The organism is Marinoscillum luteum, assembly GCF_044005705.1.
In the GTDB taxonomy this organism is placed as follows: domain Bacteria; phylum Bacteroidota; class Bacteroidia; order Cytophagales; family Cyclobacteriaceae; genus Marinoscillum; species Marinoscillum luteum.
On the sequence record NZ_JBIPKE010000020.1, the window covers coordinates 540,032 to 555,550 of the forward strand.

Sequence of the window (15,519 nt, forward strand, 5' to 3'; positions counted from 1 at the left end):
TGTTTTAAAGCCTTCATTATAGTCCCAGATTGATGCCGAAAGTATAGGTGCGAACATTGGGATAACTGGCGTAATCCAGCCCAATATTTCTGCTGCTATTCTGATAGTTCACCTCAGGGTCCAGTCCCGGATAGTCCGTAATGGTCAGGAGGTTCTGAGCACTGGCATAAATCCGCAATGACCTGATGTGCAATCCGTTCAGCAATGCTGTAGGGAAAGTATAGCCCAATGCGATGTTCTTCAACCTGACATAGCTGGCATCATACACCCATCGGGAAGACACTTTGTAGGTCCTGCCGCTTGAAGCTTTGGGAATGTCAGTGTTGGGATTTTCAGGTGTCCAGGCTCGCAATGCAATCTTAGATGCATTGGCTTTTCCCGAAAGGGTCTCCAACTCCATTTGCGTATAGCTGAGCATGTCATTGCCATGTGAACCCTGAAAGAAAACATTCAGGTCAAAGTTTTTGTAACTCACGGTGTTGCCAAAAGCCCAGATAAAATCAGGGTGAGGATTACCGATGATTTTACGGTCATCATTGCTCAGCTCGCCATCTTCGCTCACGTCTGCAAACTTCTCTCCGCCAGCCTCTTGCTCAAAGCCGGAACCCGGCAAAAAGGTGTCACCATTCTGATAGATTCCCTGGTACTCGTACCCGTAGAAAACACCAATGGACTCTCCCTCCAGCAGGAGCTGTGAGCTACCCAACAACATATGGCCGGGTGAGGCACCGTAGATCTGCACTGAGTCTGCCAGCTCCACTATCTTATTTCTATTAGCCGAAATATTGAAGTTGGATTCCCACTGTATTTTTCCCACCAGGTTTTTAGTATTCACAGAGAATTCAAATCCTTTGTTTTCCAGTACTCCAATGTTTTGCCACTGCGAGCCCACGCCTATGTAGCTAGGCAGCGGCCTGTTGAACAAAAGGTCCTTAGTCTGCTTGTTGTAGTAGTCCACTGTAAGATTCACACGGCCCTTGACCAGTCCAATATCCGCACCGACATCAAACTGATCGGTGGTTTCCCAGCTCAACACATTGTTGGCAAGTGACCCCACTCCGAGCGCATTGGTGCCAGCGATGTGTGGGTTGCGTACAGACAAGGTGGCCAACGACTGGTAAGGTCCGATGGCCTGGTTTCCTACAGAACCATAGCTCACGCGCATTTTCAGCTGATCGATCACATCCACAGATTTCAGGAAAGACTCTCCCTTGACATCCCAGGCGAAGGCCGCTGAAGGGAAAAATCCCCATTTTTTGTTGGCTGCAAAATTGGACGCCCCGTCTCTTCTGCCTGTGAAGGTGAAGGTGTAGCGATCCATGATGGTATAGTTCAGTCGGGTATAGAAGGACTTAATGGACGACTGAGAATAACCAGATGAAGGAGTACTTGGAGTAGACCCCTGATTCAAAGCCCAGAAGCGCCCGGCATTATTGATAAAGCCAGAAGAAGAAGCGCCCCATGACTCGGTGCTGTTTTTCTGATAAGAATAACCATTGACCCAAAGGATGCGATGCTGTCCAAAATCCTTGTGAATGGTGAAGTAGTTTTCACTCAAAAGGGAAGTTTGTTTCTGTGCACTGATGGATGCCAGACCATCCGAGCCTGCTCCACGAATAAGTGTGGTAGGCCAAAACTCCCCATCACGCCAGTTGGTCACGCCTATACCGAGGGTGGTTTTGAATGATAACCACTCTGTGATATCCAGCTCTGCAAAAGTGTTAGACTGAAATCTGTCTGTAATGCGCTCACGATCATATTCTGTGGCCATGGCATATGGGTTGTCTATCTGATCACCCACCTGAGCTACCGTATAGGAGCCATCTTCATTGTAAATACCCAGATCGGGGTTGAAACGCATCGCTGCACCCACTACACCGGCCTGGCCCGATCCGCCACTGCCTTCCTGAGTTCGAATCCCCATGTCTTTGCTTCGTCGGCCGTAGAGGTTCAAACCAAACTTGAGGTATTCATTGGCCTTCACGTCCATATTGGCGTTGAGCGAGTATCTGTTGTACTCAGACCCAATGACTACACCATCCTGATCGAAGTAGGTACCTGACAGGTAGTATCGCACGTTATCTGTGCCACCACTCACCGACAGCTGATTGTTTGCAATCATTCCCTGACGATAGATTTCGTCCTGCCAGTCAGTGTTTGAGCCCAAATACTCATAATTGGGTGAGAAATTCTGAATGTAAGAAGCGAATTCCGGTCCGTCCAAAAGCTCCAGCTTGTTGGTCGTATTCTGAAAAGAATAAGAGCTGTTGAAATCAACCTTGATCTGGCCGCTGCTCCCTTTTTTGGTCGTGATGAGTATTACCCCATTGGATCCTCTGGAACCGTATATGGCAGTAGCCGAAGCATCTTTCAGTATTTCAATAGACTCAATGTCCTGTGGCGGAGGCATCTCCGCGCCCACAAAACCATCTACCACGCGAATAGGCTCACTGGAAGAGTTGATAGAACTCACTCCCCGTACCCTGATGCTATAGTTGGTCCCTGGCTGACCTCCGTTATTGGAAGAGATCTGCACTCCGGCAGCACGCCCCTGCAGCGTCTGCACCGCAGATAGTGCCGGGAAAGCATTGATCTCCGCTGCCTTGACAGAAGAGACCGAACCCGTAAGGTCACTCTTCCTCACAGCGCCATATCCAACTACGACCACCTCATCCAAGGACATCAGGTCCACGGCCAACTCCACACTCACAGTACTACGTCCGGCTACGTTGATCTTTTGCTGCTCAAATCCTATGAAGCTAAAAATCAGTGACGAATTATCATTTGGTACGGTCAGACTATAGTTACCTTCTATGTCTGTAATGGTACCACTCTGGGTACCATCTATCAACACAGACACACCCGGCAAACCGGTACCATCTTCAGCAGAAGTCACCGTACCATTCACTGTCCGCTCCTGAGCGATCGCCCAGGATGTCACACTCATCAATACTACAGACAGCAGGGTCTTATAGTATTTGTTCAAAGTAAAAATCATTCTCATACATTTTTTGGTTTAGATTAGATATATCATCAGGAGCACCATAAAAGCGATCAAAAGACTTAGCGCCACCTCAAGAAAACTGATTCGATGTTTCACAAAATTTTCGTTTGTTAATTCAAGGTCAATCTTAAGACTTTGGCTGGTCACAAAAATCCAGAAGTAGGTATAAAGAAGTCCTAAAAAGTGATTTCAGCTTCTAAAAACGAAGATTTAGCCCTCATCCACCTCTGCCACGGAGAATTTTCCTGCATATTCGGTAGGAGTGGCCGAGTGGTATTTCTGAAAGCACTTGCTGAAATACTTGGGATTGGAGAATCCCACATGATAACTCACCTCTGCCACGGAGACTTTGTTTTGCTCGAGGATCTGAGCTGCCCGCTTCATGCGCATCGAATGAATGAATTCGTTCGGTGTGAGATTGGTCCACGCTTTCACTTTGGTGAAGAGCATGGTACGGCTCACACCCAGTTCGGTGCTGAACAGCTGAATATTAAAAAACTCGTTAGAAATGTTTTCATCCACGATCTCCAGTGCACGCTTCAGCAGCTTTTCGTCCAGCGACGAAACGGTAATCTCGCTGGGTTTCACGATGGACTCACTGGCAAACTTCTCACGCAGCCTGTTGTAGGTATTGATCAGGTTTCTGGTCTTCAGCTTGAGTTCCTTCACATTGAAGGGCTTATTGAGGTACTCATCGGCTCCAGACTCCAACCCTTCAAACTTAAAAATCAGCGAAGTACGGGCGGTCAGCAACATGAAGGGAATGTGGCTTGTTTTGAGGTTTGATTTGGCCTGAAAGCAAAATTCAATTCCATCCATTTTGGGCATCATCACATCACTGATAATGAGGTCCGGCACGATTTGAACGGCTTTTTTGAACCCTTCCATTCCATTTTCGGCCTCCTCTGTCCGATACTCTCCCCTGAAAACGTCCACAATGAACCGGCGCACCGATGGATTGTCCTCCACGACGAGTATGCAAGGCATTTTATCCTCATCCACTGTATGGGTCACCTCCTCGATGGAATCCTCTGACTCCATCAGCTCGGCTTCCACCATGTTGATCTTCACATAGGTGGAGACATCCTCACTGTCCTTAAAGTCTTTGATGATCTGGTCTTCCTGAAGGTGATCTTTGCCTAGTGGCATACTTACCGTGAATGCCGTGCCCTTTCCTTTTTCACTTTCTACTGCGATGAGGCCACCGTGCATTTCTACCACTCCTTTGGCGATGGCCAATCCGATACCTGTCCCCTTTTGATGCTGATGTTTTGGGCTGGCCTCTGTATGCTCCACCTCATAAAACCGATCAAAAATGCGTTCGAGGTGTTCACGCTCCATCCCAATGCCTGTATCAGTAATCCTGAAAAAGAACTGCTTGTCCTCCTGCCAGACCTTGATATGGATACTCCCTTCTTCGTTGGTGTACTTAAAGGCATTGGAGATCAGATTATAAAAAACCCGCTCCATTTTGTCCCGATCGTACCAGGCCTTGATTTCTTCGGAGCTTTTATCAAACTCATAATTGATCTGATGGATCTTGGCATACTGCCTGAATGACAGCACGATCTCCTCGATAAACTTCACCATGTTCCCCTCAGCGGCGTGGAGTTTCTCGTGTTTGTTTTCAAACTTTCTGAAATCCAGCAACTGATTAACCAGCTTGAGCAATCGAACAGAGTTCTTCTCCATCACCTTGAGCTGCTTGTACACCTTATTACTGCCTTTATAATCTTGCAGAATCTGCTCCAATGGCCCCAGTATGAGGGTGAGTGGCGTTCTAAACTCATGAGAAATGTTGGTGAAAAACCGGAGTTTCATCTGGTTTACGGACTTCTGCCGCTCATTTTCAAAGTGCTCCAGCTCCAGCTGATGCCGGAGCCTGGAGCGTGACAGCATGATGTTGTTCAGTGCATACAAAGCCACCACCACGATAATGAAATAGATCGAAAATGCCCACCAGGTACGCCATGGCGCTGGGTTCACCACAATCTTCATAGAAGTAATGTCCTCGCTCCAGATACCATCATTATTGGCCCCTTTCACTTTGAAAACATACGTCCCCGGACGCTGAATGGTATAAGTAGCCGTATTCTTATGCGTGATGTTCCAGTTTTCTTCCAGCCCGGCCAGTCGATAGGCATAGAGGTTTTTATCCGGGTTGATAAAATTGGGTATGGCAAAATCCAATGAGAAAATGGCCTGATCGTGATCCAGTGTAATCTGATGCGTCTCCATGATGGACGTCTTCAAAATACCATCTGCTGCGCCCACTTTCACCGACTGGTTGAAAAGCTTGAGATCGGTGATCACCGTGGAAGGAGCGTATCTATTCGTTCTGATTTTGTCAGGAAAAAAAGCCGAAAGTCCCTGAGGCCCACCAAAGTACATCATACCGGACTGGCTTTTGAAACAGGCGTTGTTATTGAATTCGTTAGAAACCAGACCGTCGGACTCATCAAAGGTGAGGGTGTTACCATTCTCGGGATTAACCTTGCTAATGCCCTGATTGGAGCTCACCCAAAGGTAATGCTCGCTGTCCTCCAAAATGCCGTGAATCACATTGCTGTTGCCATCGGAAGAATCAAAAATGGGGAATGAAATGAATTCATTGCGCTGTGAGTCATACCTGCTCAGCCCGGATTCATAGGTACCCACCCAAATGCGTCTGAGGTGATCTTCAAAAATCACCAGCACATCTTCACCAGACTTCTTTTGTTCGTTGTAGAAAAACCGCTCAAAGGTGTACTTGTGGTCGGCGATATTTCGAGCCGGCAATTTATTGAGTCCGTATTGGGTGCCTACCCACAGATTGCCATCGGCATCCTTACAAAGGAGCCGTACCTGATTATCGCTCAGACTTCCGGCATCTGCCGGGTCATACAGGATGTTTTCTGAGGTCTTGGAGTGGGTATTTAGCAGATGAAGGCCGCCCCCAAAAGTACCCACCCAAAAGAGTGAGTCATTTTCCTTCAAAATGGCATATACACTATTGTGACTTAGTCCCAGGTCTTTATCAAAATGGCCTTTGAACGTACCCGTTTCGGTATCAAAAACATCGATCCCGGTGTTCAGAGTCCCTATCCATAGATTTTTCCCAGACTCCAAATACAGCGCCTTGATGTTGTTGCTGGACAAGGCTGCAGATTTACCGGTGGCTTTCAGATGGCTAATCTTCCCGTTTTTAGGATTGAGAAAATTAATCCCTCCACCCTCCGTACCGATGAATATCTTCCCAAACTGATCCTCCACGATGGAGCTCACTACATCATAGCTCAATCCATTGCCAGCTGGCAGCTGCTGGTAGTTTCTGAAGTTACTATTGGTTTCATCCAGCATATTGATCCCGCCATAGTACACCCCCACCCATAGGGAGCCTTTCTTATCCATAAAGGTGGATTTGATAGTGTTCTTGCTTAGGCTTTGAGCATCATTGGGATCGTTGAGGATTGGCAAGAAAATGCCCGGAGTACTCATTTTATTGAGCCCGCGGTAAGTACCTATCCAAAGATTTCCCTCCTCATCAAAGGTCAATGACCTCACATCGTCATTGCTAATGGACGCGGGGTCCGCCGGATCGTGGTGAAAAGCAGCAAATCGATCTTGCTCCTCCAGTCTATGCAGGCCACCTCTGGTACCAAACCAAAGTGTACCATCCAGGCCTTCCGCAATGCTCTGCACAAAATTATCGCTAAGAGTACCCTGCTGGCCGGGATCCGAAAGGTAGCGATCAAAGGATATCTTGTTTCCCACACGAGCCGACACCCGGTTAAGGCCTTTTGAAGTGCCTATCCAGATATCATCACGGCTATCCTGAAAAATCTCCACCACATAATTGCCGGATAAGCTCTTATCATCTGCCGGGTCATGCTGCACTCTGAACGACTTCCCATCTTTATAAATGGTGAGTCCACCACCCGTGCCGACCCAGATCTCCCCATTATCCATCTCATGAATGGCCCATACACTGTTATTGGCCAGGGAGGTGGGATCATTCTTGTCATTATAAAACCGGTAAAACCGGCCCTGACTATAGCTGTATCGGTTCAGTCCATTGTATGTGCCCACCCATAGGTCCCCATACTGATCGGTGAGTATTTCCAGTACATCATTGTTGCTGATGGTCGTAGAGTCTTGGGGATCATTCCTGAAAACCGTGAACTGATTGCCATCATAGGTGTTGAGACCGTCTCGTGTAGCAAACCATAACAATCCCTTTTGATCCTGAGCAATAGCAATCACTGAGCCTTGCGAAAGCCCATCAGCTGTGGAAAGATGTCGAAATCTGTGATTTTCCTGACTAAAACCCAGCCCTCCGACCAGCAGTAAAGAGATCACAAAAAAGACTCTCCTGTACTCAATTAAAGTATTTTTCAACTTTATGTTCATCATTTCGGGGTACGCCTACATGTAAAAATTACGGAATATTCTCCATACTATTGCCATCACCTGGTCCTCATGTCCAGCTGATACTGATAAAGCGAAGGAATGTCACTGATCCGCGAGTTTACTCGCTCAATATAGGCATCAGGCCCATAAACTACCGCTATTTTTCTGTTCGCATATATTCCCAGCAAACGGGCCATGGGTCCGTCTGCCATGCCATTTAAAGTCACCACTCTGGTGGTTTCAAACCCATCTCCGAAGGTCACACCAATGTTCCAAAAAGTGGTGTAAGCGCCATGTGCAGGCTTCCAATAGCCAGCACCTCCGCCTGCAAACAGGGGGTATTCATCTGCTCCGTTTAAAGATACATTCACCCTGATGTTGTCAAACAAATTTTGGTGGTTAGCCCCGGCATGCTGATCGAGAATGGGAGCCACCTCCACCTGGCAGTCGGCATAGACACTCTTAGTAGAAAAGGTATTGAAGCTCAACGGATGTCTGACCACATTGCGAACCCGCAACCGCTGCACGAGCACGTTGTACACCCCACTCATCGCCACTGAGTAGTGGGCTATTTTCTCCCCGGAGGTTTCTATGTCACTGACCGTCACATTGGCAATTTCTTCTGTCAATATCCCACTATCTGCATTCTCAATCTTCACGTCTGTCACCCATCCATTAAATAGGCGGGTGAGGTAAATGGCGTTATACCCCTCCTCTACATGATGGGCGATATTGGGTGCCATCGGGAAGGCGATTCGGATGTGCTCGATCCCCACTTCTTCCAGGTGGAGCCACTCCACCATAGTCGGAGCCCAGGCTTCTCTGATGTCCATAAGCAGTGGATCCTTGATGGTCACTTTATTCCCCGCGATCCTTGTAATGAGCGCACGCTGCTGCACCAGTGGATGGGTGGGATAGTTCCAGTGATGAGTACCTATTTTCAATGGGCTTTCGCCATACAAGGCCTTGATCAATGAGCCCTTCTGCCCTTCGGTGTTGTACCATTCTATCTGAACCACCTGCCCTACTTTTAATTTTTCGGAGGAAGTGACGGTCAGCTGATGTGTCCCTCTTTTTCCTGTCAGGACTTTGCAAAGCACTACAGGCTCTGCATCGTACTTGTCCAGATAGGCCTTGGTGCGCACTCCGGGCTGGCGGGTCCAGATCACCCCACCCGCCCAGGCATATTGTGAAAAAGGTAAGTCAAGATTATTTTCTGGTTCTCGCTGGCGCTTATCCAACTCCACCAAATATTCCCGGAGCTCTGATAACGCTGGAGGATCGGCAAAATAGCTCATGGGCCTGGGGCAGTAAATAGTGGTACCATTGGCACCACTTCCACTTCCCCTCAATACCATGTGGCTCCGCTCAATATACAGCACCTCGCTCAGGATGATTTGTCCGGGAGGAAGCTGCAAGGTCACGGGCCCCGGCACCTCATGGGCTGCGCTGAAAGCTTGCTGAAGCGCTTTACTATCGTCCCGTCCGTCATTGGGAATCACTCCAAAATCAGTGGCGTAGAGCACTTCACCTTCAGTTAAACCCGGGAGTGGATCTTCTCCAAAATGATACCCGGCATAGGAAAAATCCGGAAGATAATTCGCTTGGGCAATGGCTCTATTGGATAACAAGTCGGGTAAATCCTGCGCCTGTCCTGTCAGGGTTGAGCATGCCCAAATGCCTAAAATCAGTGTGTAAGTCCTGTTGAATAGCTCCATCCCTCTTACTTTTTGATAAATCTAAAAACCCGCCCCTCTGTATGCAGAAAGTAAACACCCGGCATCAATGACTCAATGGAAATTTCGGAGCCGCTACCCGTCCGAACCACACGGCCTCCCATGTCCAAAACACGGTAGTTTTCTGCTCCCTCCATATGCAGGATTTTTATCGTGTTGGTAGCAGGATTGGGGTACACCTCCGGTTTCGGCGCAATAGTCGCATTCAGGACCAGTGCATTTTTAGTATCATCAGGATCATCCGCATTGTCTACATACCCTGCTGGCTGCGCACATCCATATTGACTCACCTCAGGATTGCCCAGGCCATCGCCGTCCGCATCCTCAAACCAGTCCAGGCAGGTATCTACATTGTTCTGCACATACCCATCAGGTCGCTCACAGGCGTAAACAAAAGAATTGGGATCACCCATACCATCCCCATCGGCATCCTCATACCATGCAGGGCAAGCGCCTATTTCTGTTACTTTAAAATCCGCAAAAAGCACCTCCTCATCGCGGAGAGAATTGATGTCATTCAAACTGCGGTAGATGCCCCACTTGGGCCGCACAAATGAAGACCCTGTTCTCCACATGTCAATTTCGTTGCTGGTGTAGCTCAGCACTTCGGTACCATCCAGCAGTTTCAGACTGACATCCAGGGTACCTGTATTGTCTGCATATTCCACTTTGCAGTAAGCCTGTACCCATCGGCCTTTGACGAGCGACAGATCGGTGTATGTGACCGTCGTGTAGCTGTTGCTCCCTCTGCCATGAATGAGCTGAAGCTGCTCAGGATCACCCTTTCGTGGTGTGATGGTCAGCAGCGGATTCGCAGCATCGTTACCACCCACAGCTTTCAGCTGAAAGAGATGCGTGAAGTTGGTCGAAGGCTGAAAAAATTCATCAATCTTAAAAAACCACTCATAAGTGACCACCTCACGCTGAATGGCTTTCAAATAATCGGGAGAAGGGTCATACGCTTTGATTTCATTCCTTTGACGATCCACATTCGTTTCGCATCGGTCAGTATCTATGTCTTTATGAATGTAAAACTTGAACACGTTCCGTTCGAGCTCGTCATCATACAACTCTTCTATGTGTTTGAAAACTTCAGTATGGTCACAATCCGGCACCTCCAGGGGCGAGCCGCCCAAAGCACTCTCCAGCAAACTATAGGTATCTCCCGGACCATCGGCCGATATGGTAGTAACCGTGGTGTCTTGTGCGATGGATGGATAGTAAAAAAATGCACCTGTTAAAATCAATAAGTATTGCTTCCCGAGTCTCAGGTAGTTGTTCATCATATGAAGTTGGTTGCCAAAAAATTTCAGACCCTAAACCTATTAAGAGCCCGGGTAATCAGCGTCCGAAACTGGGGGTACAATCGTCCAAAATCGCTCAAAGGAGTGTTTAAACGATAAATGATTGTAATTTGCATGTAGGAACACAAAACAGAGAATGAACAAGAAAATCAAGGAAAACCAGGTGAATTGGGGCATCGTAGGGGTAGGTGATGTATGTGAAGTCAAAAGTGCACCAGCCATGAACCTGGTCGCCAACTCGCGGATAGAGGCGGTCATGCGAAGAAATGCCGACAAAGCGCAGGACTATGCCAAGCGTCACCAGATCGAAAAATGGTATAGTGATGCCGATGCGCTGATCAATGATCCCAAAGTTAATGCCATCTACATCGCCACTCCCCCAGATGCACACCTGGAATACACCATCAAAGCGGCCAACGCTGGCAAGCCTGTGTACGTGGAAAAACCCATGGCCCGAACCCATGCTGAGTGTCAGGAAATGATCTCCGTTTGTGAAAAAGCGGGTGTACCACTCTACGTAGCCTACTACCGCCGGGCCCTCCCCCATTTTCTGAAAATCAAAGAACTGATAGAATCGGGTGCCATCGGAGACGTTCGGTTTGTAGAAGTGAGGATGTGTAAGCCATTGGTACCAGACATTATCACCCATCAAACCAATCATTGGCGGGTAAATCCGGAGGTTTCCGGCGGAGGATACTTTTATGATTTGGCCAGCCATCAGCTGGATTTTCTGGATTTCCTTTTTGGCCCCATCCGAAAGGCCAGCGGATATTCAGCCAATCAGGGCGGGCAATACAAAGCCGAGGATATCGTAACCGCCAGCTTTGAGTTTACCAAAGGGGTGCTCGGAACGGGCAGTTGGTGCTTCGCCTCAGGAGAAGTGAGTGACAAAGACATTACTACAATTGTAGGCTCCAAAGGGGAGATTTCTTATGTGTCCTTTGGAAAGGCCGAAGTGACGCTGAGGAGAGATACTTCTGAAGACAAGGTCTTTTCCTTCGACTTACCCAAACACATACAGCAGCCACTCATTCAGCAGGTGGTGGACGACCTATTGGGCAATGGCAGGTGTGTGAGCACAGGTGTAAGCGGAGCACGTACCAACCATGTGATGGAATGGATGGCTAATTTTTAAGTCTCCAAACCACTCCCACTTCCACCCCCAGCACCTCACTGGTGACATCATTCAGTCGTGTTTTGGGTGTGGACTGGTCTTTTTTGTAAACGGTATCGATCCCAATGCCGGTGGTCCAATAACCGTAGGAAGGTCGTACCTCCACACACAATCCCCCAGACATTTTGTAAGACATGACCAATTGATTTTCAAGTCCGAAACCTTTGGCTCGATGCCTGAAACTCACCGGATGCTGGAAGCGCTCGATCAGGTTCCAGTTGCCGGTGGCATGGTATCGCACCTGATGATAAGTGGTTTTGAGGGTGATCCCAAAGGCGCTTTCGGCCAGCAATTGCAACCTACCTGTGAGTAGCGGTCCATACCATTGATTGGTATAAGAGCTACGTAATCCCATCTTTTCATTGAGCAGAAAAAAGCGCTGGCTCATAAGTCCGTAGCCCCCACCAAGGGTGAAGGTCATGCTTTTTCTTTTAAACACCCGATATAATAAGCCGCACTGACTGGCCAGGGTATATCCCTTTCCGGCATCCTCTTTGGCAAAAAACACACGTCCGGTACGATCATCCCCCTCATAGTCACTATCGGTGACGCTCCCTTGCACCAGTACCTGATGCTGGTACTCAGCGAAAGCTACTATCCTGTCTGTGATGGGGTGTTGGTAGGCCACCAGGGCTCCTGCTCCCATCACACGTTGCCATTTCAGTTCTGAAAAAATATTGGGCGAGGTGCCATTGAGGTTGCCTGCTATGGACCAGGTGAGGTTTTGCCGGGTATGGCTCACCCCTGCGGTCAGTTGGCCCTGTCCGTGAGCCATAAGTCCTGCCATGAACAAATTGAAGAATATAATGAGTCTTAGTTTCATAAAAACAAGCACTGTCCCAGTGCCTTGGAGAGGTCCATCCGACAAGCTCCTGTGATCTGCTCTCCTCCTCCCCGGGACAGTACCCTGGGTTTAGCTACTGATTCTTGCCCATTTCAAGTCATCAAAATAGATGTAACCTGTGCTACCTGAACCCCAGTAACTCTGGCTTCCACCTCTGAACACAGAGTAGTATAGTCCCTTTACTTTTCGCTTAGAGTCAGAAGAAGCCCATTTGATGTTGTCTCTTCTCAAAACAGTGCTTCCATTCACTTTCATCTCGGCGGTGCCATTGTAGGAGCTTCCTGTATTGGATTTCATATAAAAACCAATGGTGTACCAGGTACCTCTGGACAATGCTCCGGAGCTCGGGTATGTAGCACCAAATGACTCACCACAGTTGCTGGTCATGCCCTGATGATACAGATAGGGCTGGAAATACACCCGGCTGTCACTAGAGTTTGGTGAATACCACATGGCGCGCATACTGCCTCCGTTTCCGGCCTGGGCATCACTGGCTCTGCAGCCTGTCACTCCATCGCCTACCTGAAAGCCCCAGCCTACTTTGCCACCACGGCTCCAGTCAAACTGGCTGTGGAATCTCACTTTATACTCCAGCCAGTACTCTGTACCGTCCGAAACATCAATTCTGGACTCCATACCCCCGGAGGTTCCCACGACATTCGCTGCCAGGGTGATTCGAAGGGTATTAGAAGAAATGTAGGTAGCCCCCGCATCCCAGCCGGAAACATTCCCGAAATCGGAAGAAGCGGTGGAGGATGAAACCTGCCCATTGGAGCGGGTAAAATAAACCTCACGGCTGGAATAGATCGCCCGGGCCTCAGTGGCTGCATCTGCATCGATGATGGCCGAGGGCTCCGTGACGTCCTCCTGGCAGCCCGTAAAGAGCAGGCCGAAGCCCAGAATAGTACACAGGCTCAGGGCCTTCAATTGGTGTTGATTGTTGATCATGGTAATCGTTTTTAATTGGTTAGAAATAAATAAATGATCCTGTCAAAGAATCGTGGTTGGAAAATTTCTTTATGATGAAGCTTGATTCTCCTGAGCCACTGCGAGCTGCTCTCGCAGAAAGCTTACATAGGGAGAATTCATGGACGGCCTCAGTTTCATGGCCTCTTCAAAGTGTGTTTTTGCCTCGGCCAGGAGACCCGAGGTAAGGAGGGCCTCAGCCAAATTGAGATGTGCCTCAGGAGATTCAGGATAAAGCTGAACAGCGTGCAGAAATACCTCGGTGGCATCTTCCATTCGGGAAAGCCTGTGCAGAAGATTGACCCCCAGCTGACCCAGTAAAGCAGGCCCCATCAGGTAATCGCCCCCGCCTGCTATCATCAGGCTGTCGTGCCAGGCCAATACTTCCTCCAGGCAGCGCCCCTCATTGAGTCTTCGGCTCATAGCGATGTGAATGGGATATTTCACTGTACTCAGCGATGCCCCATGCAGGTGATCCAGAATGTGCTCACTAATGACAGAGGGATTAAAATCGTCAGAGGTGTTGGAGAGTACCATCACTGCCATTTCCTGTGCGGGAATCACACTGAGGTCACCACTGAAGCCGCCAGCATTCCAGCTGTTTTGAAATACCCGCACGCCTTCCGAGTCTCTGATCTCCCAGCCATAACCCTTGTAGGTATTTTCTCCGGTTTTGTAATGGGCAGTCATGAGCTGATCAATAGAAGCCGATGAAAGACCTCCCTGAACCGTGTCTATTCTCAAAACCATCTGCATCCATTTGGCCATATCGCCCACTGTAGTATGCAAGCCAAAGCTCCCTGCATTTTCGCGGGTATATGGATAAATGTCCGATTCCCTGAGGTCATAGCTGATCCAGTTGAGGATCTCATGTGGCCGGGCCAGCTCTGCCGATGAAGTATCAGGAAAGAAGCTGGAGTGGCGCATCCCAAGAGGCGCCAGCGTTTCGGCATGTACCACCTCTTCGAAAGACTTCTGCTCAGACTTGGCCATCAGATCGGCCAGGATATCATAGTTATATGGCGACCTTTTGCATTGGGTGCCGGGCGCAAACATTACATCCTGAAAAATAATGCTGCGAGTGGTGGCCTCCAATGCGTCCTCCTCATAGGCCGGCATATCCCAGGCCGGGTTGAAATGAGGTATACCAGAAGTGTGGGTAAGCAGATGATGTGCTGAAATGCGCTGGTAGTCCCCCTGCATCTGAAAGTAGGGCAGCTCCCTGACCACCGGATCCTGCAAGCTGAGTTTGCCTGCTTGCTGCAGACGAAGTGCTGTACTCGCCACCAGCAGCTCCGAGAAGCCTCCGGCGAAAAACACCGTGGAATCTGTAAATGGTATCTTCCTGGCCAGATCACTGTAGCCAGTGGTAAGGTAATAGGCCGTATCACGTGTGACCACCACTACTGCCATACCGGGCAGCGGATAGGTTTGAACTACTGATTGGGTAAAACTTTTGAGTGCCGGAATGTCCAGGCGTGCTTCATAAGAGGAAGCATCCTGCACCGGGCTGCATTGGGTGAGTGCGAGGCAAAAAAAGACGAGTGAGCAGATTCTTCTATCAAGTACCATAATTGCGATATTGTGTTCATCGCAATTTGACCGGTATTTTATACTCCAAAATTCACAAATAGGTATAAAATAGTACGTTTTATTGGGGTATTTTCAAAATATAAAACGGTCGATGCCTTTTCTCTCAGACGAATAGGAAGCTCGTAAATTATAACCGTCATTCCCGCTCAGGCGGGAATCTCATCCAGCCAGAGACGATCCGATAGTAAACTTGATTTTCCCATCTCTCATGGTGAGCCTGTCTAACCATCAGACAGATGGCAAGGTAGATCGATATAATAAGGCATTGTCTTACTCTTCGACGGAGATCAGAGTGACAATGCCCATAGACGCTTTGCCTTGAAAATATCATGCTAAAATCAGAATAAAAATGCCAGACTCAGCGTGATAATGCCAGAGACACGTCGATCGAAAATGTCATGCTGAGCTCCGTCGAAGAGTAAGACATTTTCACTTTTCTGATATAAGCTATCGAAAGAGTGACAATGCCTGGATCAGCGTGAAAAGGTCATTTCTTATCCTATTTGCTC

8 protein-coding genes are annotated in these 15,519 nt (G+C 48.5%); 1 reads left to right on the forward strand and 7 read right to left on the reverse strand.

Going from position 1 to position 15,519, the window contains the following annotated elements; translation table 11 throughout:
• Window positions 1-16 precede the first annotated feature (16 nt).
• From ACHKAR_RS20120 to ACHKAR_RS20135, 4 genes are all read right to left on the reverse strand, one after another.
• A complete protein-coding gene (locus ACHKAR_RS20120; protein WP_159581758.1) occupies window positions 17-3,004 on the reverse strand; it encodes a SusC/RagA family TonB-linked outer membrane protein in 2,988 nt (995 codons plus the stop codon).
• A gap of 210 nt (window positions 3,005-3,214) precedes the next feature.
• On the reverse strand, window positions 3,215-7,381 hold the full coding sequence (locus tag ACHKAR_RS20125) for a hybrid sensor histidine kinase/response regulator transcription factor (RefSeq protein ID WP_395419173.1): 4,167 nt from the start codon (window positions 7,379-7,381) through the stop codon (window positions 3,215-3,217).
• A 68-nt stretch (window positions 7,382-7,449) separates the two neighbouring features.
• A complete protein-coding gene (locus ACHKAR_RS20130) occupies window positions 7,450-9,111 on the reverse strand; it encodes a hypothetical protein (protein ID WP_395419174.1) in 1,662 nt (553 codons plus the stop codon).
• Window positions 9,112-9,116: 5 nt separating this feature from the next.
• Complete coding sequence (locus ACHKAR_RS20135) at window positions 9,117-10,415, reverse strand: T9SS type A sorting domain-containing protein (protein ID WP_395419175.1); 1,299 nt, start codon at window positions 10,413-10,415, stop codon at window positions 9,117-9,119.
• Window positions 10,416-10,569: 154 nt separating this feature from the next.
• Between ACHKAR_RS20135 and ACHKAR_RS20140 the strand changes: the two genes are divergently transcribed.
• Window positions 10,570-11,568, forward strand: coding sequence for a Gfo/Idh/MocA family protein (locus ACHKAR_RS20140; protein ID WP_395419177.1), 999 nt, complete (start codon window positions 10,570-10,572; stop codon window positions 11,566-11,568).
• On the opposite strand, the gene ACHKAR_RS20145 is transcribed toward ACHKAR_RS20140, so the two are convergent.
• The 3 genes from ACHKAR_RS20145 to ACHKAR_RS20155 form a co-directional block, all read right to left on the reverse strand.
• The gene (locus tag ACHKAR_RS20145) at window positions 11,558-12,430 is read right to left on the reverse strand and encodes a hypothetical protein (RefSeq protein ID WP_395419179.1); all 873 of its coding nucleotides are present in this window, start codon (window positions 12,428-12,430) and stop codon (window positions 11,558-11,560) included. The genes ACHKAR_RS20140 and ACHKAR_RS20145 overlap by 11 nt on opposite strands.
• Before the next feature lie 90 nt (window positions 12,431-12,520).
• Complete coding sequence (locus ACHKAR_RS20150; RefSeq protein ID WP_395419180.1) at window positions 12,521-13,399, reverse strand: polysaccharide lyase; 879 nt, start codon at window positions 13,397-13,399, stop codon at window positions 12,521-12,523.
• 69 nt (window positions 13,400-13,468) lie between these two features.
• Entirely contained in the window at window positions 13,469-14,989 is a 1,521-nt protein-coding gene (locus ACHKAR_RS20155; protein WP_395419181.1) for a serine hydrolase domain-containing protein, read from the reverse strand.
• Between the last annotated feature and the right edge of the window lie 530 nt (window positions 14,990-15,519).

Excerpts from the sequence above, each read along its gene's own strand:
- ACHKAR_RS20120 (WP_159581758.1), bottom strand. The coding sequence starts at position 3,004 with ATGAGAATGATTTTTACTTTGAACAAATACTATAAGACCCTGCTGTCT.
- ACHKAR_RS20130 (WP_395419174.1), bottom strand. The coding sequence starts at position 9,111 with ATGGAGCTATTCAACAGGACTTACACACTGATTTTAGGCATTTGGGCA.
- ACHKAR_RS20135 (WP_395419175.1), bottom strand. The coding sequence starts at position 10,415 with ATGATGAACAACTACCTGAGACTCGGGAAGCAATACTTATTGATTTTA.
- ACHKAR_RS20140 (WP_395419177.1), top strand. The coding sequence starts at position 10,570 with ATGAACAAGAAAATCAAGGAAAACCAGGTGAATTGGGGCATCGTAGGG.
- ACHKAR_RS20145 (WP_395419179.1), bottom strand. The coding sequence starts at position 12,430 with ATGAAACTAAGACTCATTATATTCTTCAATTTGTTCATGGCAGGACTT.
- ACHKAR_RS20150 (WP_395419180.1), bottom strand. The coding sequence starts at position 13,399 with ATGATCAACAATCAACACCAATTGAAGGCCCTGAGCCTGTGTACTATT.
- ACHKAR_RS20155 (WP_395419181.1), bottom strand. The coding sequence starts at position 14,989 with ATGGTACTTGATAGAAGAATCTGCTCACTCGTCTTTTTTTGCCTCGCA.